Origin of the sequence: Xanthobacter tagetidis (assembly GCF_003667445.1) — a bacterium.
In the GTDB taxonomy this organism is placed as follows: domain Bacteria; phylum Pseudomonadota; class Alphaproteobacteria; order Rhizobiales; family Xanthobacteraceae; genus Xanthobacter; species Xanthobacter tagetidis.
Map to the genome: position 1 here is coordinate 43,516 of NZ_RCTF01000007.1, position 20,911 is coordinate 64,426.

Annotated in this window: 19 protein-coding genes and 1 tRNA gene; 10 read left to right on the plus strand and 10 right to left on the minus strand. The window is 68.7% G+C overall.

Features of this window, described 5'->3' with window-relative positions; all coding sequences use genetic code 11:
* Window positions 1-7: 7 nt before the first annotated feature.
* The 5 genes from D9R14_RS23100 to D9R14_RS10170 form a co-directional block, all read right to left on the minus strand.
* Window positions 8-163, minus strand: coding sequence for a DUF5993 family protein (locus tag D9R14_RS23100; RefSeq protein WP_170168571.1), 156 nt, complete (start codon window positions 161-163; stop codon window positions 8-10).
* Between the two features lie 119 nt (window positions 164-282).
* A complete protein-coding gene (locus D9R14_RS10155) occupies window positions 283-1,164 on the minus strand; it encodes a VOC family protein (protein WP_121623218.1) in 882 nt (293 codons plus the stop codon).
* 193 nt (window positions 1,165-1,357) lie between these two features.
* On the minus strand, window positions 1,358-1,978 hold the full coding sequence (locus D9R14_RS10160) for an invasion associated locus B family protein (RefSeq protein WP_147453000.1): 621 nt from the start codon (window positions 1,976-1,978) through the stop codon (window positions 1,358-1,360).
* Window positions 1,979-2,102: 124 nt separating this feature from the next.
* Window positions 2,103-4,076, minus strand: coding sequence for a protein meaA (locus tag D9R14_RS10165; protein WP_121623220.1), 1,974 nt, complete (start codon window positions 4,074-4,076; stop codon window positions 2,103-2,105).
* 123 nt (window positions 4,077-4,199) lie between these two features.
* Window positions 4,200-4,436 (minus strand): GlsB/YeaQ/YmgE family stress response membrane protein, encoded by a 237-nt coding sequence (locus tag D9R14_RS10170; RefSeq protein ID WP_121623221.1) that lies wholly within the window; start codon window positions 4,434-4,436, stop codon window positions 4,200-4,202.
* A 226-nt stretch (window positions 4,437-4,662) separates the two neighbouring features.
* Here D9R14_RS10170 and ccrA point away from each other — a divergent pair, with 226 nt between their 5' ends.
* A complete protein-coding gene (ccrA, locus tag D9R14_RS10175) occupies window positions 4,663-5,946 on the plus strand; it encodes a crotonyl-CoA carboxylase/reductase (RefSeq protein ID WP_121623222.1) in 1,284 nt (427 codons plus the stop codon).
* Window positions 5,947-5,999: 53 nt separating this feature from the next.
* Here the strand turns inward: ccrA and D9R14_RS10180 are convergent, their stop codons facing one another.
* From D9R14_RS10180 to D9R14_RS10190, 3 genes are all read right to left on the minus strand, one after another.
* Window positions 6,000-7,430, minus strand: coding sequence for a homospermidine synthase (locus tag D9R14_RS10180; protein ID WP_121623223.1), 1,431 nt, complete (start codon window positions 7,428-7,430; stop codon window positions 6,000-6,002).
* A gap of 122 nt (window positions 7,431-7,552) precedes the next feature.
* Complete coding sequence (locus D9R14_RS10185; RefSeq protein WP_121623224.1) at window positions 7,553-8,842, minus strand: MFS transporter; 1,290 nt, start codon at window positions 8,840-8,842, stop codon at window positions 7,553-7,555.
* Window positions 8,843-9,112: 270 nt separating this feature from the next.
* The gene (locus D9R14_RS10190; protein ID WP_245420732.1) at window positions 9,113-10,330 is read right to left on the minus strand and encodes a polyhydroxyalkanoate depolymerase; all 1,218 of its coding nucleotides are present in this window, start codon (window positions 10,328-10,330) and stop codon (window positions 9,113-9,115) included.
* A gap of 481 nt (window positions 10,331-10,811) precedes the next feature.
* Here D9R14_RS10190 and D9R14_RS10195 point away from each other — a divergent pair, with 481 nt between their 5' ends.
* Window positions 10,812-11,462 carry a glutathione S-transferase family protein gene (locus tag D9R14_RS10195; protein ID WP_121623226.1) on the plus strand — a complete coding sequence of 217 codons (651 nt, stop codon included), beginning with the start codon at window positions 10,812-10,814 and terminating at the stop codon, window positions 11,460-11,462.
* A gap of 135 nt (window positions 11,463-11,597) precedes the next feature.
* Here the strand turns inward: D9R14_RS10195 and recR are convergent, their stop codons facing one another.
* Entirely contained in the window at window positions 11,598-12,203 is a 606-nt protein-coding gene (gene recR / locus D9R14_RS10200) for a recombination mediator RecR (protein WP_121623375.1), read from the minus strand.
* A gap of 672 nt (window positions 12,204-12,875) precedes the next feature.
* Here recR and D9R14_RS10205 point away from each other — a divergent pair.
* Complete coding sequence (locus D9R14_RS10205; protein ID WP_170168577.1) at window positions 12,876-13,319, plus strand: Ros/MucR family transcriptional regulator; 444 nt, start codon at window positions 12,876-12,878, stop codon at window positions 13,317-13,319.
* Between the two features lie 163 nt (window positions 13,320-13,482).
* On the opposite strand, the gene mog is transcribed toward D9R14_RS10205, so the two are convergent.
* On the minus strand, window positions 13,483-14,037 hold the full coding sequence (gene mog / locus D9R14_RS10210; protein ID WP_121623228.1) for a molybdopterin adenylyltransferase: 555 nt from the start codon (window positions 14,035-14,037) through the stop codon (window positions 13,483-13,485).
* Between the two features lie 267 nt (window positions 14,038-14,304).
* On the opposite strand from mog, the gene D9R14_RS10215 reads away from it, so the two are divergent.
* The 7 genes from D9R14_RS10215 (at window position 14,305) to D9R14_RS10245 (ending at window position 20,849) form a co-directional block, all read left to right on the plus strand.
* On the plus strand, window positions 14,305-15,075 hold the full coding sequence (locus tag D9R14_RS10215; protein ID WP_121623229.1) for an enoyl-CoA hydratase: 771 nt from the start codon (window positions 14,305-14,307) through the stop codon (window positions 15,073-15,075).
* Window positions 15,076-15,304: 229 nt separating this feature from the next.
* Window positions 15,305-15,389 (plus strand) — tRNA-Leu (locus D9R14_RS10220).
* A gap of 112 nt (window positions 15,390-15,501) precedes the next feature.
* Window positions 15,502-15,618 (plus strand): Arm DNA-binding domain-containing protein, encoded by a 117-nt coding sequence (locus D9R14_RS10225; protein WP_121623230.1) that lies wholly within the window; start codon window positions 15,502-15,504, stop codon window positions 15,616-15,618.
* Window positions 15,619-16,251: 633 nt separating this feature from the next.
* Window positions 16,252-16,956: a helix-turn-helix domain-containing protein gene (locus tag D9R14_RS10230; RefSeq protein WP_121623231.1), complete on the plus strand. Its 705-nt coding sequence runs from the start codon at window positions 16,252-16,254 to the stop codon at window positions 16,954-16,956.
* Window positions 16,957-17,128: 172 nt separating this feature from the next.
* Window positions 17,129-18,337, plus strand: a complete 1,209-nt coding sequence (locus D9R14_RS10235) for a CaiB/BaiF CoA transferase family protein (protein ID WP_121623232.1) — start codon at window positions 17,129-17,131, stop codon at window positions 18,335-18,337.
* Window positions 18,338-18,339: 2 nt separating this feature from the next.
* A complete protein-coding gene (locus tag D9R14_RS10240; RefSeq protein WP_121623233.1) occupies window positions 18,340-19,311 on the plus strand; it encodes a hydroxymethylglutaryl-CoA lyase in 972 nt (323 codons plus the stop codon).
* Between the two features lie 41 nt (window positions 19,312-19,352).
* Window positions 19,353-20,849, plus strand: coding sequence for an aldehyde dehydrogenase (locus D9R14_RS10245; protein ID WP_121623376.1), 1,497 nt, complete (start codon window positions 19,353-19,355; stop codon window positions 20,847-20,849).
* The last annotated feature ends 62 nt before the right edge of the window (window positions 20,850-20,911 follow it).

Consider the following 20,911-nt stretch of genomic DNA (forward strand, 5'->3'; position numbering starts at 1 on the left):
GGTCCCCTCACAGCGCGATGTTGAGCGGGTCGGTGGCGTGCAGCTTGAACAGCACGAGCATCGCCGCCATGGACACGAACCACAAGGCGAGCGCGAGGGTGCGCGATCCCGCCAGCGTCGCCACGAAGGCGAGGAAGACCCCGAAGAAGGGGATGGACATCATGGGTGTCGCCTCCAGGGCGCGTGCCGCGCCCGTGTTCTTGGGAGGGGCCCGGCGGGCCGCCTCCTTGAACCGCACCCTAGTTTGATTTGCCCCGTTTGCGAACGCCCGGCGTGGCCGGTTCAGCCGGCGGCGCGGAATGCCACGCCGTTGCCCGAAGGATCGGCGGTGACGATGCCGCCGTCCTGCCGCGCGAATGGCCAGCCGGCGGCGGCGAGGCGCCCGGCGAGCGCGGCGACGCCATCGCCGGGCAGGCGCACCTCGAAATGGTCGAGCCCGGTTGAACCCTTGGGCGGCGGCGCGCCGCCGGCGGAATGCCAGACGTTGAGCCCGAGGTGATGGTGGTAGCCGCCCGCGCTCACGAACAGCGCGCCGGGATAGGCCGCCATCACGGTGAAGCCCACGAGGTCCACCCAGAAGCGCCGGGCGGCATCGAGGTCGGATACCTTGAGGTGCACATGCCCCATGTCGGTCCCGGCGGGGGCCGGTCCGCCCTCTTCGGTCGCCTCCCCGGAGAGCGCCGCGAGATTGAGCGGCAGCGTTTCCATGGCGATGGTGCCGTCCTCGGTGGCGGGCCAGGCTTCGCGCGGGCGGTCGCGATAGATCTCGACGCCGTTGCCGTCCGGATCGTCGAGATAGAGCGCCTCGCTGACCAGATGGTCCGACGCGCCGAGGCGCAGGCCGAGCCGGCGCGCCGCGAGCAGCCGCGCCGCCAGCGCGGCCCGGTCGGGCACGCGCACCGCGAGGTGGAACAGGCCCGGCGCGCGGGCGGGCGGCAGCGGCGCCGCCGCATCGCGCACGACCTCCACCAGCGGCCGTCCGCCGGCGCCGAGCACCACGCCGCCCTCCGCGCGCGCCAGAACGTCGAGGCCGACGGCCGCGCGGTAGAACGGCACGAGCGCATCGGGATCGCGGCTCCTGAGCGTCACCGGCCCCAGAGCAAGGCCGTCGGGCAGGAGGGCAGGCGCGTCGCCGGGATGGGCGTCAGGACGAAGGTCGGGCATGGGTCATCTCCGATCGCCCGCTAGGCTCAGGAAAGAGATCGCGCTGTCCGTCCGGCTTGCGATGCAGGCGGAATGGCGCGGGCGCGAAAGCGGGCGTTTCCGGAAATATGGCGCCACCCGACCCAAAATGCGATTGCACTAATGCAAGCAGGCCGTGGCGACGCGAGCCGGCGCCGGAGCGGGCGGCGATGGCTCAGGAGCGGAGCAGCGCGTCGATCGCCGCAGCAAAGCCCTTGAGGGAGAAGGGCAGCGCCATCTCGCGCTCGGCGGCATCGCGATATTTCAGGGCCGGCGGCTCGCTCTGGGCCTTGAGCCTGGCGAGAGCCGGATCGGCCAGAACCACGTCGGCGAAGCAGCCGCCCGGGGCGCAGCGGCGGAAGGCGAGGTCGGCGAGCCCGTCGCCCGAGGCGGCGGCGGCCTTCACCCCGCCCTCCATGGTCACGTTGACGGGCAGCTGCACCACCATGCGCAGCGGCGCGCCTTTCCCGTCCCGGCCGAAGGCGATCAGGGCGACGGGGGCCGACTGGCCCTGCACCAGCAGGCGCTGGCTCAGCTCGCAGCGGCGCGCGGCGCCATTGGGCCAGCAGCGCAGCACCCAGTCGCCATAGGTCTCGGCGGTGGAATCGGGGCCAGAAGCCGCGGGGGCGGGCGCCGCGGCCGGGGCCGCGGGCTTGGCCGGCTCCGGCTTCGGCTTTGCGGGCGGCGGCGTCTGGGCCGCGGCGCCCGATGCGGCGAGTGCCGCGAGGATCACCGCGAGGCCGGCGCCGCGCGCCGCGCGCCGGTATGAGTCCCGTCGTCCCGAATGATGTCCCACGCCGAAGCCCCCGTTGCGCGCGTCGTCCGCGGGGCAATCTAGAGCGCGGTGGGGGCAAATTGAACCCACCCGCAGGGCGGGCCCCGGTCCATTTTTGGGCCGCGCCGGCCGTGGCCGCCGGCGATCAGGCGGCCTTCTGCGCCTCGCGGTCCACGATGGAGACAATGTCCGCCATGATGCGGTTCAGCTCGAAATTCTTCGGCGTATAGACCGCTGCCACGCCGAACCCCTTGAGCTGCGCCTCGTCCTCCGGCGGGATGATGCCGCCCACCACCACAGGCACGTCCGAGAGGCCCTCGGCGCGCAGGCGCTCCATCACGTCGCGCACCAGCGGCACGTGGGAGCCGGAGAGGATGGAGAGGCCGATGACGTGGACGCTCTCCTCCAGCGCCGCGTTGACGATCTCGGCCGGGGTCAGGCGGATGCCCTCATAGACCACCTCCATGCCGCAGTCGCGGGCGCGCACGGCGATCTGCTCGGCGCCGTTGGAATGGCCGTCGAGGCCCGGCTTGCCCACCAGGAACTTGATGCGCCGGCCGAGCTTGGCCGAGACCGCGTCCACGCTCTCGCGCACCGCGTCGAGCCCCTGGGTGTCGGCGCGCGCCGCGCGGCCGACGCCGGTGGGGGCGCGGTATTCGCCGAACACCTCGCGCAGGCAGCCGCCCCACTCGCCCGTGGTCACGCCCACCTTGGCGCACGCGATGGACGGTTCCATCACGTTGCGCCCCTCCTGGGCCGCGCTCTTCAGCGCCGTCAGCGCCGTCGCGACCGCCTTGGCATCGCGCGCCTCGCGCCACGCCTGGAGCCGCGCGATCTGCTCGGCCTCCACGCCCTCCGGCACGGTGAGGATGGCGCCCTCGCCGGTGGTGAGCGGGGAGGGCTCGGTCTCGGTCCAGCGGTTGACGCCCACCACCACCTGCTCGCCGCGCTCGATGGCCTCCAGGCGCCGCGTGTTGCTCTCCACCAGCGCCTGCTTCATGTAGGAATTCTCGATCGCCGCCACCGCGCCGCCCATGCCGTCGATGCGGGCGAGCTCGGCGCGGGCCTCCTCCTTCAGCTCCTCCACCTTCCTGGCGATCTCGGTGGAGCCGTCGAAGATGTCGCCGTAGTCGAGCAGGTCGGTCTCGTAGGCCACCACCTGCTGCATGCGCAGCGACCATTGCTGGTCGAACGAGCGCGGCAGGCCCAGCGCCTCGTTCCAGGCGGGGAGCTGCACGGCGCGGGCGCGCGCCTTCTTGGAGAGGGTGACGGCCAGCATCTCCAGGAGGATGCGGTAGACGTTGTTCTCGGGCTGCTGCTCGGTGAGGCCCAGCGAGTTCACCTGCACGCCGTAGCGGAACAGCTTCTGCTTGGCGTCGGTGATTCCGTAGCGGTTGACGCAGATCTCGTCCCAGAGGTCCACGAACGCGCGCATCTTGCACATCTCGGTGATGAACCGCATGCCCGCGTTCACGAAGAAGGAGATGCGCCCCACCACCTCGCCGAACACCGGGCCCTCGGCCTCGCCGGACTTCTTCACCGTGTCGAGGATGGCGATGGCGTTGGCCAGCGCGAAGGCCAGCTCCTGCACCGGCGTCGCCCCGGCTTCCTGCAAATGGTAGGAGCACACGTTCATCGGATTCCACTTCGGCAGATGCTCGGTGGTGAAGATGATGGTGTCCTTGGTGAGCCGCATGGAGGGCGCGGGCGGGAAGACATAGGTGCCGCGCGAGAGATATTCCTTGATGATGTCGTTCTGCGTCGTGCCCTGGAGCCGGGTCCGGTCCGCGCCCTGCTCGTCGGCCGTGGCGATGTAGAGCGAGAGCAGCCACGCCGCGCAGGCGTTGATGGTCATCGAGGTGTTCATCTCGGCGAGCGGGATGCCCTCGAACAATGTGCGCATGTCGCCGAGATGGGAGATCGGAACGCCCACCTTGCCCACTTCGCCGCGGGCGAGCGGGTGGTCACTGTCATAGCCGGTCTGGGTCGGCAGGTCGAAGGCGACGGAGAGGCCGGTCTGGCCCTTGGCGAGGTTGGAGCGATAGAGCTTGTTGGAATCCGCCGCCGTCGAATGCCCGGCATAGGTGCGGAAGAGCCAAGGTTTATCGCGGCCCGCCATACTCGTTCCCCGTGTTCAGAACCATCCTGACGGGAATTGTGCGTCGCAATGCGCGCGCCGTCGATGGAAATCTCGCGCCCGGCGTTCCGGGGCGGGCCGCAGCGGCCCGCCCGGATGCGCGCTCTACCGCTTCACCAGCGAGATCACGAACAGCAGGATCACCGCGCCGATGGTGGCCGAGACGATCTGGCCGATGAGGCCGCCCACCAGGAACACGTTGCCGAACAGAAAGCCGCCGATGAGGGCGCCGACGATGCCCACGGCGATGTTGCCGATCAGCCCGAAGCCGTAGCCCCGGAACAGCTGGCCTGCGAGAAAGCCGGCGATGGCGCCGACGATGATCATCCACAGAATACCCATGTTCTTCTCCCTCTCCACCGCCGATCCGGAGCAGCGCGCGGCCCCGCGGCCGCCTCCACCTTAGCTGCCGCGGCGGCGTGCGGAAATGGGAACGCGAGCGCGGCCCTATGGTTCACTGCAGCACCCCGAAAGTGGGCTATCGACCTGGAATTATTCTCTGCTACGCTGCACTGCGATATGACATCCAACGTGACCGAACGGTCCGCCAGCGAGAGGACGCGACGCCATGGGCCAGACTGCAACCGCGGGAGCGGATGAAGGGGCGCTGAAGGATCTCTATGAGCTGGGCGAGATCCCGCCCCTCGGTCACGTGCCCGCGAAGATGTATGCCTGGGCCATCCGCCGCGAACGCCATGGACCGCCGGAGGACTCGTTCCAGCTGGAGGTGGTTCCCACCTGGGAGCTGGGCGAGAACGACGTTCTCGTCCTCGTGATGGCGGCGGGCGTCAACTACAACGGTATCTGGGCCGGCCTCGGCCAGCCGATCTCCCCGTTCGACGTGCACAAGGCGCCGTTCCACGTGGCCGGTTCCGATGCCTCGGGCATCGTCTGGGCGGTGGGCTCCAAGGTGAAGCGCTGGAAGGTGGGCGACGAGGTGGTCGTCCACTGCAACCAGGACGATGGGGACGACGAGGAGTGCAACGGCGGCGACCCGATGTTCTCCCCCTCCCAGCGCATCTGGGGCTATGAGACGCCGGACGGCTCGTTCGCCCAGTTCTGCCGGGTTCAGGCGCGCCAGCTGATGCCGCGCCCCAAGCACCTGACCTGGGAAGAGAGCGCCTGCTACACCCTCACCATGGCCACCGCCTACCGCATGCTGTTCGGCCATCCGCCGCACACCGTGAAGCCGGGCGACTATGTGCTGGTGTGGGGCGCCTCGGGCGGCCTGGGCGTGTTCGGCGTCCAGCTCGCCGCCGCCTCCGGCGCCCATGTGATCGGCGTGATCTCGGACGAGACCAAGCGCGACTACGTGCTCGGCCTCGGCGCCAAGGGCGTCATCAACCGCAAGGACTTCAAGTGCTGGGGCCAGCTGCCCAAGGTCAACTCGCCGGAATACAATGAGTGGACCAAGGAAGCCCGCAAGTTCGGCAAGGCCATCTGGGACATCACCGGCAAGCGCGACGTGGACATCGTGTTCGAGCATCCCGGCGAGAGCACCTTCCCGGTGTCCACGCTGGTGGGCAAGCGCGGCGGCATGATCGTGTTCTGCGCCGGCACCACCGGCTTCAACATCACGTTCGACGCGCGCTATGTCTGGATGCGCCAGAAGCGCATCCAGGGATCGCACTTCGCGCATCTGAAGCAGGCCTCGGCGGCCAACCAGTTCATCATGGACCGGCGCGTCGACCCCTGCATGTCCGAGGTGTTCCCCTGGGAGCGCATCCCCGAAGCCCACACCAAGATGTGGAAGAACCAGCACGCCCCCGGCAACATGGCGGTGCTGGTGAATGCCCCGCGCACCGGCCTGCGCACCCTCGACGACGTGATCGAGGCCGGCCAGAAGGCCTGAGGCCGGCGCCTTTTTCCGGGTGCTCCGCGTGACCGGAGCACCCGCCATCCCCGTCAGCGGACGATGATGTTCTTGAACTGCCAGGGGTCTTCGAGGTCCAGGTCCTCGGGGAACAGCTTCTGGCGGCCGGTCAAAGGCGTCCAGTCGGTATAGGTGCCGATCATCGGGCCGAGATAGGGCGTCTGCACGTCCAGGCAGCGGCGGAAGTCCATCTCGTCGGCCTCGACGATGCCGGCGTCGGGGTTCTCCAGCGCCCACACCATGCCGGCGAGCACGGCGGAGGTCACCTGGAGGCCGGTCGCGTTCTGGTAGGGCGCCAGCTCGCGCGTCTCCTCGATGGAGAGCTGGGAGCCGAACCAGTAGGCGTTCTTGGCGTGGCCATAGACCAGCACGCCCAATTCGTCGATGCCGTCGACGATCTCGTGCTCGTCGAGGATCTTCCAGCTCTCCTGGAAGTGGCCGCCATTGCCGAACATCTCGTGCAGCGACAGCACCGCGTCGTTGCAGGGGTGGTAGGCATAGTGGCAGGTGGGGCGGTAGACCACCTCTGCGCCGTCGCGCACCGTCAGATAGTCGGCGATCGAGATGCTCTCATTGTGGGTGACGAGGAAGCCGTACTGCGCCTTCGGCGTCGGCGTCCAGGAGCGCACGCGGGTGGCGGCGCCGGGCGAGAGCAGATAGATGGCCGCGCCGCAGCCGCCCTCATGGGTGCGCCCGTCCGGCGGCAGGCTCTTCTCGTGCGTGCCCCAGCCGAGTTCCGCCGGCTGCAGGCCCTCGGAGACGAAGCCCTCCACCGACCAGGTGTTCCAGAACTGGCCCATCACCTTCGGCTCGCGGGCGCGCTGGGTGTCGCGCTCGGCGATGTGGATGCCCTTCACGCCCAGGCCGCGCGCGAGCTGCGCCCATTCCTCGCGGCTGGTGGGGTCCGGCCGGTCGAGGCCGGTGTCGTGCGCGATGTTGAGCAGCGCCTGCTTCACGAACCAGGACACCATGCCCGGGTTGGCGCCGCAGGTGGAGACCGCCGTCGGCCCGCCGGGATTGCGCCGCCGCGCCGCCAGGAGGCTCTCGCGCAGCGCGTAGTTGGTGCGCGCCGCGGTCGGCATCGCCTCGTCGAAATAGAACCCCTTCCAGGGCTCGATCACGGTGTCGACGTAGAGCACGCCCAGCTCGCGGCACAGCTCCATCACGGCGATGGAGGACACGTCCACCGACAGGTTCACGCAGAAGCCGCGGCCGGGGCCGTTGGTGAGCAGCGGGGTGAGCAGGTCGCGGTAGCTCTCCGCCGTCACCTCGGCCTGGACGAAGCGGATGCCGCGGGAATCCAGCAGCTTGCGGTGGTCGGCGACGGGATCGATCACCACCATGCGCTCGCGGTCGAAGTCGAAGTGCCGCTCGATCAGGGGCAGGGTGCCCCGGCCGATGGAACCGAATCCGATCATCACGATGGGGCCGTCGATCTTGGCGTGGACCGGCCAGTCGCTCATGGCGCAAAACTCCTCGGGTCAGCGCGGGAAGGGCCTGCCGGCCCGAACCGGGCCGCAGGCGGGCGCACCATGGGAAACTGCGCCCGGCGCGTCAACAAAGGAACCGGAGGAGAGCCGGCAAATCAGGTGATTTCAATGGGTTTCGCCGCCTCACGTGCGGGCTTCGGCCGCGCCGGCATGGCGTCGATGCGCCACAGCGCGGGGAACAGACGCACCCACCAGGCGGCGACGAGGATGGTGCCGACGCCGCCGATGAGGCCCGCTCCCACCGGGCCGAGCAGCGCGGCGGTGACGCCGGATTCGAACTCGCCGAGCTGGTTCGAGGTGCCGATGAACAGCGAGTTCACAGCGCTCACCCGCCCGCGCATCTCGTCCGGCGTCGAGAGCTGCACCAGCGAAGAACGGATGACGACGCTCACATTGTCCGCCGCCCCGAGCACCGCCAGCGCGCCGAGCGACAGCCAGTAGCTGGTGGAGAGCGAGAATACGATGGTGGCGAGCCCGAACACCGTGACGGCGGCGAACATGGTCGGCCCCACGGACCGCATCAGCGGCACCCGGGCAAGCACGAACGCCATGGCCACCGCGCCCGCCGCCGGCGCTGCCCGGAGCACGCCGAGGCCCTCCGCGCCCACATGGAGCACGTCGCTGGCGAAGATCGGCAGCAGCGCGGTCGCCCCGCCCAGAAGTACGGCGAACATGTCGAGCGAGATCGAACCCAGCACCACCTCGCTGCGGCGGATGAAGGCCAGCCCCGAGAGCAGCGTCTCCAGCGAGACCGGCCCGCGCTCGACCCGCGCCGCGCGGTGGCGCACCAGCGCCATGGCGAGCGCGGCGACGGCGTAGCAGGCGCCGGCGATGGCGATGGGCAGGGTGGGGGCGACGGCATAGGCGAGCCCGCCCAGCGCCGGCCCGGCGATGGTGGCGGTCTGGATCGCCGAGGACGAGACCGCGAGCGCGCGTGGCAGAAGCTCGCCCGGCACCAGACCCGGCAGCAAGGCGTTGAGGGTCGGATGCTCGAACGCGCGGGTGGCGCCGATCACGCTCACCGTCGCGAACAGCGCCAGCACCCCCGCCGCGCCGGTCACGAGGCCGGCCCCCAGCGCCGCCATGGCCGCCGCCGCGATCGCCTGGCACACAAGGATGATGCGGCGCCGGTCGAAGGTGTCGGCCACCTGCCCCACCACCAGCGTGAGCAGAAGCAGCGGCAGGAACTGGAACAGGCCGACCAACCCGAGGGCGAGCGCGCTGCGCGTCAGGTCGTAGACCATCCAGCCCACCGCGACCGCGAGCACCTGGAACGCCAGCGAGGAGGCCACGCGGCTGATCCAGAACAGCCTGAAGTCGGAATGGTCGGTGAGGCGCGGAGCTCGCGACGGAGGAGCTGAGGGCGGCGGGGGAGGCGCGGTCATGGCCTGCGATACCGCACGCGACGTGGAGCGCGGAAGGCCGAATTGCGCATGGCTCGCGTTTGAGGGCCGCGGGGACCCGGCTTCCTTTCGTCAAGCCGCCGTCATGCCCCGGCTTGTCCGGGGCATCCACCCGGTCGCTTGCTCTTCCCTGGAAAGGTGAACGCCGGCCTGGCCGCAAAGTGGATCCCCGCACAAGGCGGGGGATGACGGCCGGACGGAAATCGGCGGCGCGCAAAAGACCGCCGGCTGGCCCCGGCCTGCCTCGCCCTCTCAGTCGCTGGCGAGGATGTGGTTGCGCACGATGGGATAGACCTGGCCGGCCCACTTGCGGCCCGAGAACACGCCGTAATGACCGACGCCGGCCTGCATGTGGTGGCGCTTCTTGTGGGGCCGCAGCGCCGAGCAGATGTCCTGCGCCGCCACCGTCTGGCCGATGGAGCAGATGTCGTCGCGCTCGCCCTCCACCGTCAGCAGCGCCGTCTTGCGGATGGCGCGGAAGTCGATGGGGTTGCCGCGATAGGTCAGCTCGCCCTTGGGCAGCCGGTAGTCCTGGAACACGTATTGCACCGTCTCAAGATAGAAGTCGGCATCGAGGTCGAGCACGGCGAAATATTCGTCGTAGAAGGTCTTGGCCGCCTCGGCCTTCTCCAGGTCGCCTTCGGCGAGGTGGTTGTAGAGGTCGAGATGCGCCTTCAGGTGCCGCGTCATGTTCATGGAGACGAAGGCGGTGAGCTGCATGAAGCCGGGATAGACCCGGCGCCCGGCGCCCGGAAAGCCCGCCGGCACCTTGGAGATGAGGTTGCGCTCGAACCAGCTCATGGGCTTGGAGGTGGCGAGGTTGTTCACCACCGTGGGATTGATGCGGCAGTCGATGGGGCCGGCCATCAGCGTCATGGAGGCCGGGGTCGCGGGATTGCGGTCCTGCGACATCACCGCGGTCGCCACCAGCGCCTGGACGCAGGGCTGGCACACCGCGAGCAGGTGCGCGCCCGGCCCCAGGTGCTCCAGGAACTTGACGATGTGCTCCACATAGTCGTCGAAGGCGAACGGCCCCTCGGAGAGCGGCACGTCGCGGGCATTGTGCCAGTCGGTGATGTAAACGTCGTGGTCGGGCAGCAGCGTCTTCACGGTGTTGACCAGCAGCGTCGCGAAGTGGCCGGAGAGCGGCGCCACCACGAGCACGCGCGGCTGGGCGATCTCCACGTCCTTCTTGAAGCGCAGCAGCGTGCCGAAGGGCAGCACCTTGCTGCGCTCCTCCACCACCGCGACCTCGCGGTTGCCCACCTCCACCGAGCGGATGCCGAAATCGGGGCGGCCGTGGGTGAGCCCGGCGCGCTCGATCATCTCGCAGGTGGCGGCGAGGTGTCTCAGCCCCGCATGCGCATAGCCGTTGACGAGCGGCCCGGTGAGCGTCTGCCGGGCGAGGCCCGCCATCAGCCGGATCGGCTCCATGAGATCGGCGCGGGTCTGATAGGCGCGATACATCACGGGCGCCGCGGACACGCCGCGCAGGCGTTCCGCCCGGCGCAGGAGGACGAGAGGGAAAGCTCAGTCATGTTCTTGAAGAACCCTTCTGTTCCGCGCCTTCCGGTGGACCGGCGCCCCCCGCGGACGTCGGAACCTTAAGTTATTGTCGCAGGGCCGTTTTCGATCTTTTCAGAGACCCCGAGAGGTAGTAGCAGTTCCAATGATATTGAAACGGCGCGTGATGCAATGCAACACGCAACCGGAAGTCCAAGTCGTCGGCGCCCGGTTTTCCAGCGGATGCTTGGTCCGGATGGCGCGGCGGGGGCGGGTCTGCTTGCCGCATGAGCAGATCGCGGAATTCGTGCTCATATTTTGAGGCTTGAGGCCGCGCCGCGCGAGATGGTTCACTCGTGCCGGCAGGCGAAAGACTCCGGGGCGACGCCCCCGGTGGAAAACACTGTGGCGGGGAAACCCGGGATCGGGACGGAAGGCGCGCGGGACCATGGCAACGCTCACCATCTCCAGCAAGAACTACTCCTCCTGGTCGCTGCGCGGCTGGCTGATGTGCAAGATGGCCGGCCTCGTCTTCGAGGAGGAGCGGGTGCCGGTGGACGATCCGGACGCGAAGGCGGAGCTGCTGCTGCTCTCCCCCTCCTTCCTGGTGCCGCGCCTGGTGCACGAGGGCGTCACCGTGTGGGACACCCTCGCCATCGGCTCCTACCTCAACGAGGTGTTTCCCGAGGCCGGCCTGCTGCCGCCGGACCGGGCGGTGCGCGCGCACTGCCTGTCGATCTCGGGCGAGATGCATTCGGGCTTCGCCAACATGCGCTCGGCGCTGCCCATGAACATCAAGGCGCGCTATCCCGGCTTCAAGGTGTGGGCGGGCGCGCAGGCGGACATCGAGCGCATCGTCGCCATCTGGCGCGGCTGCCTCACCGCCCATGGCGGGCCGTTCCTCATGGGGCCGCACCCGACGCTCGCCGACGCCATGTATGCCCCGGTGTGCTCGCGCTTCACCACCTATGACGTGCCGCTCGACGCCGCCTGCGCCGGCTATCGCGATCGCGTCATGGCGCTGGAGCCCATGCAGGAATGGATTGCAGGCGCCCTGGCCGAGCCCGAGGAGCTGGAAGAGCTGGACGTCGAATTCTGAGCCCGGCGCACCGCTTCGGCCGACGGGAAGGGACTGAGCGCGGCCGATCGGCGTCCCGGGGCGTCCTGCGATGCACAAATTTTGTGCGGCTACGGGAGTGCGCCGGTCCGCTACATCCCTCCGCAGATCCCTCCGCTACATCCGCGTGCGGGCACGGATGGCGGCCGAGAGCGTGCCCTCGTCCAGATAGTCGAGTTCGCCGCCCACCGGCACGCCCTGGGCTAGGCGCGTCACCTTCACCGGCAGATCGCGCAGCAGATCGGTGACGTAGTGGGCGGTGGTCTGGCCGTCCACCGTCGCCCCCAGCGCCAGGATCACCTCGGCGACCGGCCCCTGGTGCACGCGGTCCACCAAGGCGGCGAGGTTGAGGTCTTCCGGCCCGACGCCGTCGAGCGGCGAGAGCACGCCGCCGAGCACGTGGTAGCGCGCATTCAGCACGCCGGCGCGCTCCAAAGCCCATAGGTCCGAGACGTCCGCCACCACCACCAGCGTGAGCGGATCGCGGGTGGGATCGGTGCAGATGCTGCACGGGTCGCACACGTCCACATTGCCGCAGGTGCGGCAGACGACGATCTTGCCGAGCGCGTCCGTGAGCGCGGCGGCGAGCGGCGCCATCAGCCCCTCGCGCTTCTTGATGAGATGCAGCGCCACGCGCCGCGCCGAGCGCGGGCCGAGCCCGGGCAGGCGCGCAAGGAGCTGGATGAGGCGTTCGATCTCGGGGCCGGCGACGGCACGGGGCATGGCGGGTTCCGGCCGCGGCGGCGCGGCGCTGTGGGGGCTCCCCCGCATGTAGCCCTTCGGCGCGCCCGCGCCAACGGGGACGCCGGTGCCGCGGTGGCCATGGCCTGGGCCGGGCGGCAGGGGCATGCGCACCGGTGCCGTGACATTCGCGCCGACCGGATCGATCACGCGCAGATGTGATCCCGTTCTGTGCCATGGGAACTCTTGCAGCGGCGTGCGACCGGAGAAAACAGAAACCGTTTTCCCGGTGAATTCTCCCACCTATTTCAGGACATCGCAGCCGATTTCCGATCAGCTTGCGATGCAGCTGCATGGGCGCGTGCTCTGCGCGGAGCGCATGCCGTTGAGGCCCGGATGGTTGCGGATTGCGCAAGATCAATTTCCGGTTCGGCGCGCCGCAAGGGAAATTGTTCGGCGAATCACCGCAATTTCGCGCGCAATGGCGGGGCGCGCCACTCGTCATTGCGGAACGGAAGAGACATCGATGCCGTGGCGTTGCTGGCACGGCAAGAGTTCATGTTCGAGGACCAGTTTTGAAAAAAAGATTGGAAAATAGAAAATTTGCCTTAATTGGAGTGCTGTGAAACAATTGTGTTGAATCGAGACCCAACTGCTCGGCCTGTGGCGGAGCAGCGAATGCAGAAAGGGATACCCGTGAGCGAAACGGCCAGCATGCCCCAGGCGCCCAGCCATATCGACTTCACCGCGGACATCGTCGCGGCGTATGTCAGCAACAACAGCGTCTCGGCCGCCGAGCTTCCGGCCCTGATCGAGGCGGTGCATCGCGCCCTCGGCCAGCTCGGCACCCCGGCGGCCCAGCCGGTGGAAGAGCAGAAGCCGGCGGTTCCGATCAAGAAGTCGGTGACGCCCGAGTACATCATCTGCCTGGAAGACGGGAAGAAGTTCAAGTCGCTGAAGCGGCACCTGCGCACCAGCTACGGCATGACGCCGGAAGCCTACCGCGAGAAGTGGGGCCTGCCGAAGGACTATCCCATGGTCGCTCCGGCCTATGCGGCGGCGCGTTCCGAGCTGGCCAAGAACATGGGCCTCGGCCAGAGCCGCAAGAAGGCGCCCGCCCCGGCCAAGAAGCCGGCCCGCCGCCGCGCTGCCGCCTGAGCGGCTGCGACGACTTCGGCCGGCAACGGCTTTACTTCGATACCTCGGATATCCGGAGCGCTCCGCGCTCCGGATATTTTTTTCGCAGGACGGGGGTAGGGCAGAACAGGCGGAATCTGCCGCCGGGCTGGGCTGGCGTGGTCCTGGTCCCGAAATCCCGCCTTCACGCACCTTTCGGGCGGAACGCGGCCACCACCTCGGCATGGGTCTCGATGCGCGCCGCACCGATCAGATCGAGGCAATAGGGCACCGCCGGGAACACTGCGTCGAGGCACACCGAGATCGACGCGGGCTTGCCCGGAAGGTTGATGATCAGGGTCTTTCCGCGCACCCCCGCCTCCTGGCGCGAGAGGATGGCGGTGGGCACCTCGTTGAGGCTGATGCGCCGCATCTGCTCGCCGAAGCCCGGCAGCGGCTTCTCCACCACGCTCGCCATGGCTTCCGGGGTCAGATCCCGCGGCGCCGGCCCGGTCCCGCCGGTGGTCAGCACCAGATCGAGCCGGGCCACGTCGCAGAGAAACACAAGCGTATCCCGCACGCTCTCAAGCCCGTCCGGAATGACGCGGTAATCCGCCTCCCAGGAGCTCGAAATCGCCCGCCGCAGCCACGCCTCGATGGCCGGCCCGCTCTTGTCCTCATAGGTGCCGGCGCTCGCCCGATCCGAGATGGTGAGGATGCCGATGCGCGCCGGCCCCTGTGCGGCGTGAGCTTCTGCCATGAGCGTCGCGTCCCCTGCATGTGTCGCCGACGGCGAGTGGTGGCCTCCCGCCGCGGCAAATGCAAGCGCCGGAGCCCGCGCGCCGGAGGCGGCACAGGAAAGGGTCCGTGCGACGCCGCCCGGCACGGCCGTGCCGGGCCTCGCTTGCCCCCCGTGGGCGCGTGCCGGGATGCAGCGGCGCACGGGGGACTTGCTTTTCCTTTTCGCCGTCCCGCTCTAAATGCACGAGCCCGCCGCGTCACGGGGCGGGGATGGGAGGCAGAAGAGATGGCTTACGAGACGATCCTGGTGGAGCGGCACGAGCGCGTTGGGCTCATCCGCCTCAATCGCCCGCAGGCGCTGAACGCGCTCAATTCCGTGCTGATCGGCGAGCTCAACACCGTGCTCGACGCGTTCGAGGCCGACCGCGGCATCGGCTGCATGGTGCTCACGGGATCGGAAAAGGCCTTCGCCGCCGGCGCCGACATCAAGCAGATGCAGGACTATTCCTACCCCGAGACCTATCTCGACGACTTCATCACCTCGTGGGAGCGCCTGTCGCGGGCGCGCAAGCCGATCATCGCGGCGGTGGCGGGCTTCGCGCTCGGCGGCGGCTGCGAGCTGGCCATGTCGTGCGATTTCATCCTCGCCGCCGACACGGCGAAGTTCGGCCAACCCGAGATCAAGCTCGGCGTCATGCCGGGCGCGGGCGGCACCCAGCGGCTCACCCGCTTCGTCGGCAAGTCCAAGGCCATGGAGATGTGCCTGACGGGCCGCATGATGGACGCCGCCGAGGCCGAGCGCGTGGGCCTCGTCTCCCGCGTCGTGCCGGCCGCCGACCTCGTGGCCGAGGCGCTCAAGGTGGCGAAGACCATCGCCGACATGTCGCTGCCGGTCGCCATGCAGACCAAGGAAAGCGTGAACCGGGCCTACGAGACCACTTTGGCGGAGGGCATCCGCTTCGAGCGGCGGGTGTTCCAGTCACAGTTCGCCTTCGCCGACCAGAAGGAGGGCATGACCGCCTTCATCGAGAAGCGCGCGCCGAAGTTCCAGCGCTGATCCGTCGCGTGTCCGGGGCCAGCGCTCAGGCCGCTCCGGACATCCGGGCGGCCTGGCGCCGCCCGGCCGGATATGGGCCCCGGAGGCATCCCGGGAGCCTGCCCGCGCGCCCGGCGCCGCGCGGGCAGGCCCCACCCGTCGATTGTTGCGCACCGCCCCCTGCGAACCGTTGACAGCCCCGCACCGCCCCCTTATGTGTCGCGGCTCCTGACGGCCTCGGCCGAACGGGGCCCAGGTGGCGGAATTGGTAGACGCGCTGGTTTCAGGTACCAGTGGTGAAAGCCGTGGAGGTTCGAGTCCTCTCCTGGGCACCATTTACCATCCAGAGATGTCCGATAACGGCTGATTTCTCTGAGATTTCAAGGCGATAGACGCTTCTGACGCCCCCCCCTGATCCCGCGCCGTCCGCTTGAAGCTCGTGCCTGCATGGCTCTGACGGACATGGCGCTGCGGAACGCGAAGCCGCAGGACAAGCCATACAAGCTGTTCGACGGCGGCGGCCTCCACCTTCTCGTCAACCCGACCGGTAGCAGAGTCTGGTGACTGGCCTATCGCTTCGCCGAAAAGCCGAAGCAGCTTTCCTTCGCCCCTACCCGATGGTGACGCAGGTCGAAGCGCGGCAGAAGTGCGAGGACGCCAAGAAACTGCTTCTCAACGACAAGACCTCTCCACCGCGCGCAAGCTCGAAAAGGTCGCCGCCAGCGTTTCCTCGGCCAATTCGTTTGGTGCGGTCGCGCAGGAGTATATGGCGCGCCTGGAGCGTCGCGGCATTGCCGAGGCCACCATGTCCAAGAAGCGATGGCTTCTAACCGACATTGCCGGGCCCGCGCTGAGCCACAGGCCGATTCGAGATTTGCGACGTTGAGGTTCTTTCCCTGCTGCAGCAGGTCGAGCGCAGCGGCCGGCTGGAAACGGCCCGTCGCCTGAGCCATCTCGGGCGGGTGGAGCGGCGGGGGCAGACGCGGATTCCGGCCAATCGCCGGGGCCAGCGCGTGGCGTGCCGTTGGCTCGCCTTCCGAGAGGGGCGCGGGGTCGATGCAGGTTCCCCTGAGCGAAGACCGCGCTCGAGCCTCTTGATCTCGCCGCGCTGGTTCGGGAGCGCGAACAAGGGGATGGACTAGCAATGGAGATTGCTCTCGCGCTACACCGTATCGACCTGCCGATGGCGCAATTCCGATGGCGTGGTTCGGCTCCGTGATCGAGTGGCAGATGCGAAAGACCAGGACGCAGAACGGTTTAGCTCAAGCGACGAAGGAGCCTCGCCCTTCCGCTGCGCGTGTTGCCCTCGATGCTCGTGGCAAGTACCCGAGCGTCGCGCCGGCCATGGCCGATCTCGGACCCAGGATACGCCGGCTGCGCCAGGAACTCGGCCTGACCCTGGAGGACCTTTCTTCTCGCTCAGGCGTGAGCCGCGCCATGCTGTCGAAGGTGGAGCGCACCGAGAAGTCTCCCTCTTTGTCCATCGCGGTCGGCATCGCGACCGGACTCAATGTCAGTCTCTCCTCCCTCCTCGGTTCACAGCCGGACGGGACCAAAGTGCGCATCGCACGGCTTGGCGAGCGCATCACCTATGTCGACCCCGACACGGGTTTCGAGCGCAGCGTCCTGTCGCCCGCACACGACGAGACCGGGGTAGAAATCCTCCTGCATGTTATCCCCCCTGGACAATCATCCGGCATCCTTCCGGCCTATACTGTGCCGACGGACAAGTACATTATCGTCCATTCAGGCGAGCTCATGGTGGAAATCGGCGACGATCGCTATTCGATCCAGACGGGGGATACATTCCATTTCGAACTGAATACCCCGTATATCCTGCGTAATGCAGGCAGTATAATCTGCCAATATTATGTTGTCGTCATCCGCAAGCCGCGGATCTGAACGGGCGCGCCGGAACGCCGCTCAGGCACGCCGGAGCGCCCATAAAATTCTATTTTAGAAGATTTTTTCTTCCATCGCAGAATTGCACATGTTAGAAGGGCTCCCGGCAGCCTGAAGAACGCGCGAGACGTCCTCACGGCTGATCGACCCTGTCGATGGGTGGGAGGCCTCCATGTCAGCGCCTGCGGGTGCCTTGTCGCATTTGAGGGCGATCGAGGTCGGGGCCTTCATCGCCGGCCCGTTCTGCGGCCAGATTCTGGCCGACCTCGGCATGGACGTGATCAAGGTCGAGCCCCCCGGACGTGGTGACGCCATGCGCACTTGGGGAGCGGCGCGCACGTCCAACGGCAAGTCCCTGTGGTGGCCGGTGATCGGACGCAACAAGCGCAGCCTCAGCCTCGACCTGCGCAAGCCCGACGGCCGCGACATCCTGCGTCGGCTGGTCGCCGAGGCCGACGTGCTGATCGAGAATTTTCGCCCCGGAACGCTGGAGCGATGGGGCCTCGCGCCCGAGGACCTGCGGCGCGACAATCCCAGCCTCATCGTCGCCCGGGTGTCGGGCTTCGGGCAGACCGGCCCCTACAGCGAGAAGGCCGGCTTCGGGGCCGTGGCCGAGGCTATGGCCGGGCTGCGCACCCTCACCGGATACCCGGACCGACCGTCCACCCGCGTCGGAATTTCGATCGGCGATTCCCTCGCCGGCCTTTATGCCGCCATCGGCGTGCTGACGGCGGTCGTCGCTCGCGGGCAGCGCGCCGGCGCCGGCCAGACCATCGATGTCTCCATCGCCGAGGCGGTCCTCGGCGTCATGGAGAGCATCCTGTCAGAACAGGCCGCGACCGGTGCCGTGCGGACCCGTTCCGGGCCGGTTCTGCCGAAAATCGCGCCCTCCAATGTCTACCCCACCGCCGAGGGAGGCGAGGTGGTGATCGCCGCCAATGCGGATGGCCTGTTCCGCCACCTGTGCGAGGCCATGGGGCGGCCAGACCTTGCCGACGATCCCGCTTTTGCCACCCACGAAGCCCGCGGCGCCCGGCAGGCCGAACTCGACGCCATCATCGGCGCATGGACGAAGGACCGTCCGCGGGGTGAAGTCATCGCCCTGATGGACCGGCACGGCATTCCCGCCGGCCCGGTCAACGACGCTGCCGCGGTGGTGTCGGATCCGCATTTCCGTGCCCGGGGCGCCATCGTCGAGGTGCCGGACGTTTCCTTTGGCTCGGTGACCATGCAGGGGCCGGTGCCCAAGCTCGACGGAACGCCCGGCACGATCCGCTGGACCGGCCCCGAGGTGGGCGCCCATACCCGCGACATCCTGGCCGACGCCCTGGGCCTTGATGCCGCCAGCCTCGACCGCCTCGCGGCCGAAGGCGTGATCTGACCATGGCGGCCGCCCGACACATCACGGGGACGCCGGCCTTCGTTCGCATCGTGGAGGTCGGCCCGCGCGACGGCCTTCAGAACGAGCCGGTCGTCCTGTCTGTCGCGCAGCGTGCGGCGCTGATCGCCGATCTTGCCCAGGCGGGGCTTGCCACCATCGAGGCGGGCAGCTTCGTGTCGCCAAGGTGGGTGCCGCAGATGGACGGGACGGCCGAGGTTCTGCAGGCGACCCGCGACCTTGCGGGGGTGAGCCTTCCGGTGCTGGTGCCGAACCTGAAGGGCTACGCGCTGGCCCGCGCGGCCGGTGCCGGCTGCATCGCCCTGTTCGCCGCCGCCACGGAGGGCTTCGCGCGCGCCAATCTCAATGGCGGGCGGGAGGAGACCTTCGCGCGCTTCGCAGCGGTGGCGCGTGCCGCGGTCGCAGAAGGGGTCATGGTGCGCGGCTATGTCTCCTGCGCCCTGCATTGCCCCTACGAGGGCTGGGTTGCGCCGGAGGTGACGGCCGACCTCGCCTATCGGCTTATGGAACTGGGCTGCTACGAGGTGTCTGTCTGCGACACCACCGGCCGCGGCACGCCCGAGCGCGCCGAGGCGATGGCCCAGGCCGCCATTGCCGCCATCTCCGCACCATCCGTTGCGGTCCATTTCCACGACACAGGCGGCCGCGCGCTCGACAACACCCGCGCGTGCCTCGATCTGGGGGTGAGAACCGTGGACAGCGCGGTCGCCGGCCTCGGCGGGTGCCCCTATTCCCCCGGTGCCGCCGGCAACCTCGACACCGGGCGCCTCGTGGCGATGCTCGACGCGGAAGGCTTTCGCCACGGGGTCGATGCCGCGCGCCTCGCGGCCACCGCTGTGCAGGTGCGGACCGAACTGCGGGCCGGGCGGCCCATCGCCCGCGCCAATCCGGAAAAACACCGCACGCAAGAGGGCCGCGTGCCCACGCCTGCGCGCCAAGAGGGAGTGACCCCATGAACGAGGCCAGCACCATCACCCGCTCGCCGCACGAGGAAGAGATGGCCGGCGGCGCGGAGCTTCGCCGGCTTGAAATGTATATCGACGGCACCTGGCGCGCGGCGGCGTCCGGCCGCTGGTTCGAGACCCGCGACCCTTGTACGGACCGCCCCTGGGCGCTGCTGCCGCGCGCCGATGCCGAGGATGTGGCCGCCGCGGTCGAGGCCGCCCATGCCGCTTTCACCAGCGGCCCGTGGCCTGCAATGAGCGCATCCGACCGCGGGCTGCTGCTTTATCGCATCGCCGACCTGATCGCCGCGAATGCCGAGCATCTCGCCGATCTGGAGGTGCGGGACAACGGCAAGCTGATGCTGGAGATGCTCGGGCAGATGCGCTACCTGCCGCGCTGGTTCCAGTATTATGGCGGCCTCGCCGACAAGATCGAGGGATCGGTCACGCCGATCGACAAGCCCGGACTGTTCCACTACGTGGTCCACGAGCCGGTCGGAGTGGTGGGCGCGATCACTCCGTGGAATTCGCCCCTGCTGCTGACTGTGTGGAAGATCGCCCCGGCGCTGGCCGCCGGCAACACCATCGTCGTCAAGCCGTCCGAGTTCGCTTCCGCCTCCATGCTGGGACTCGCACGGTTGTTCGAACAGGCCGGCGTTCCGAAGGGCGTGCTCAACGTCGTCACCGGCTTCGGCGAGGAGGCCGGCAAGGCCATCGTCGACCACCCGCTGGTGCGACGGATCGCCTTCACCGGTTCCGATGCCGGCGGCGCGAAGATCGCGGAGGCCGCCGCGCGCGACTTCAAGCGCGTGTCGCTGGAGCTTGGTGGCAAGTCGGCGAACATCATCTTCGCGGATGCCGACATCGATGCCGCCGCGAACGGCGTCATTTCCGGCATCTTCGCCGCGGCGGGACAGACCTGCATGGCCGGCTCCCGCCTGCTCGTGCACGCCTCCGTGCACGACGCCGTGGTGGAGCGGATCCTTACCCGCATGAAGCAGGTGAAGATCGGCGACCCGCGTGACCCGGCCACCGAGATGGGGCCGGTGGCGACCGAGCCGCAGCTCAGGAAAGTGCTGCACTATATTGACGTGGCGAAGGCCGAAGGCGCGCGCTGCGTGCTGGGCGGGACGCGATCCCTGCGGGCGGGATGCGAGAGTGGCTATTTCGTCGAGCCCACCGTCTTCGTCGACGTGACGAACGACATGCGCATCGCCCAGGAGGAGGTCTTCGGGCCGGTCCTGTCGGTCATCCGGTTCGAGACCGACGAAGAGGCGATCCGCCTCGCCAATGACAGCCGATACGGCCTGGCGGCGGCGATCTGGACCAGCGACATGGCGCGCGCACTTCACATGCCGAAGCGGCTGCATGCCGGAACCGTGTGGGTCAATGCCTACCGCGTGGTGAGCTATCTCGCGCCGTTCGGCGGCGTCAAGGCGTCCGGCATCGGGCGGGAGAACGGCGCCGCCGCGATCATGGAATATCTGGAGCCGAAGAGCGTCTTCATCAATCCGACGCCGGCGGTGCGCAACCCGTTCACCCTCGGCTGACCGGACCCGCGCGCAGTCGACGCGAGCGCCACCAGACGCCCGCCGGACCGGCAAAGGCCCTG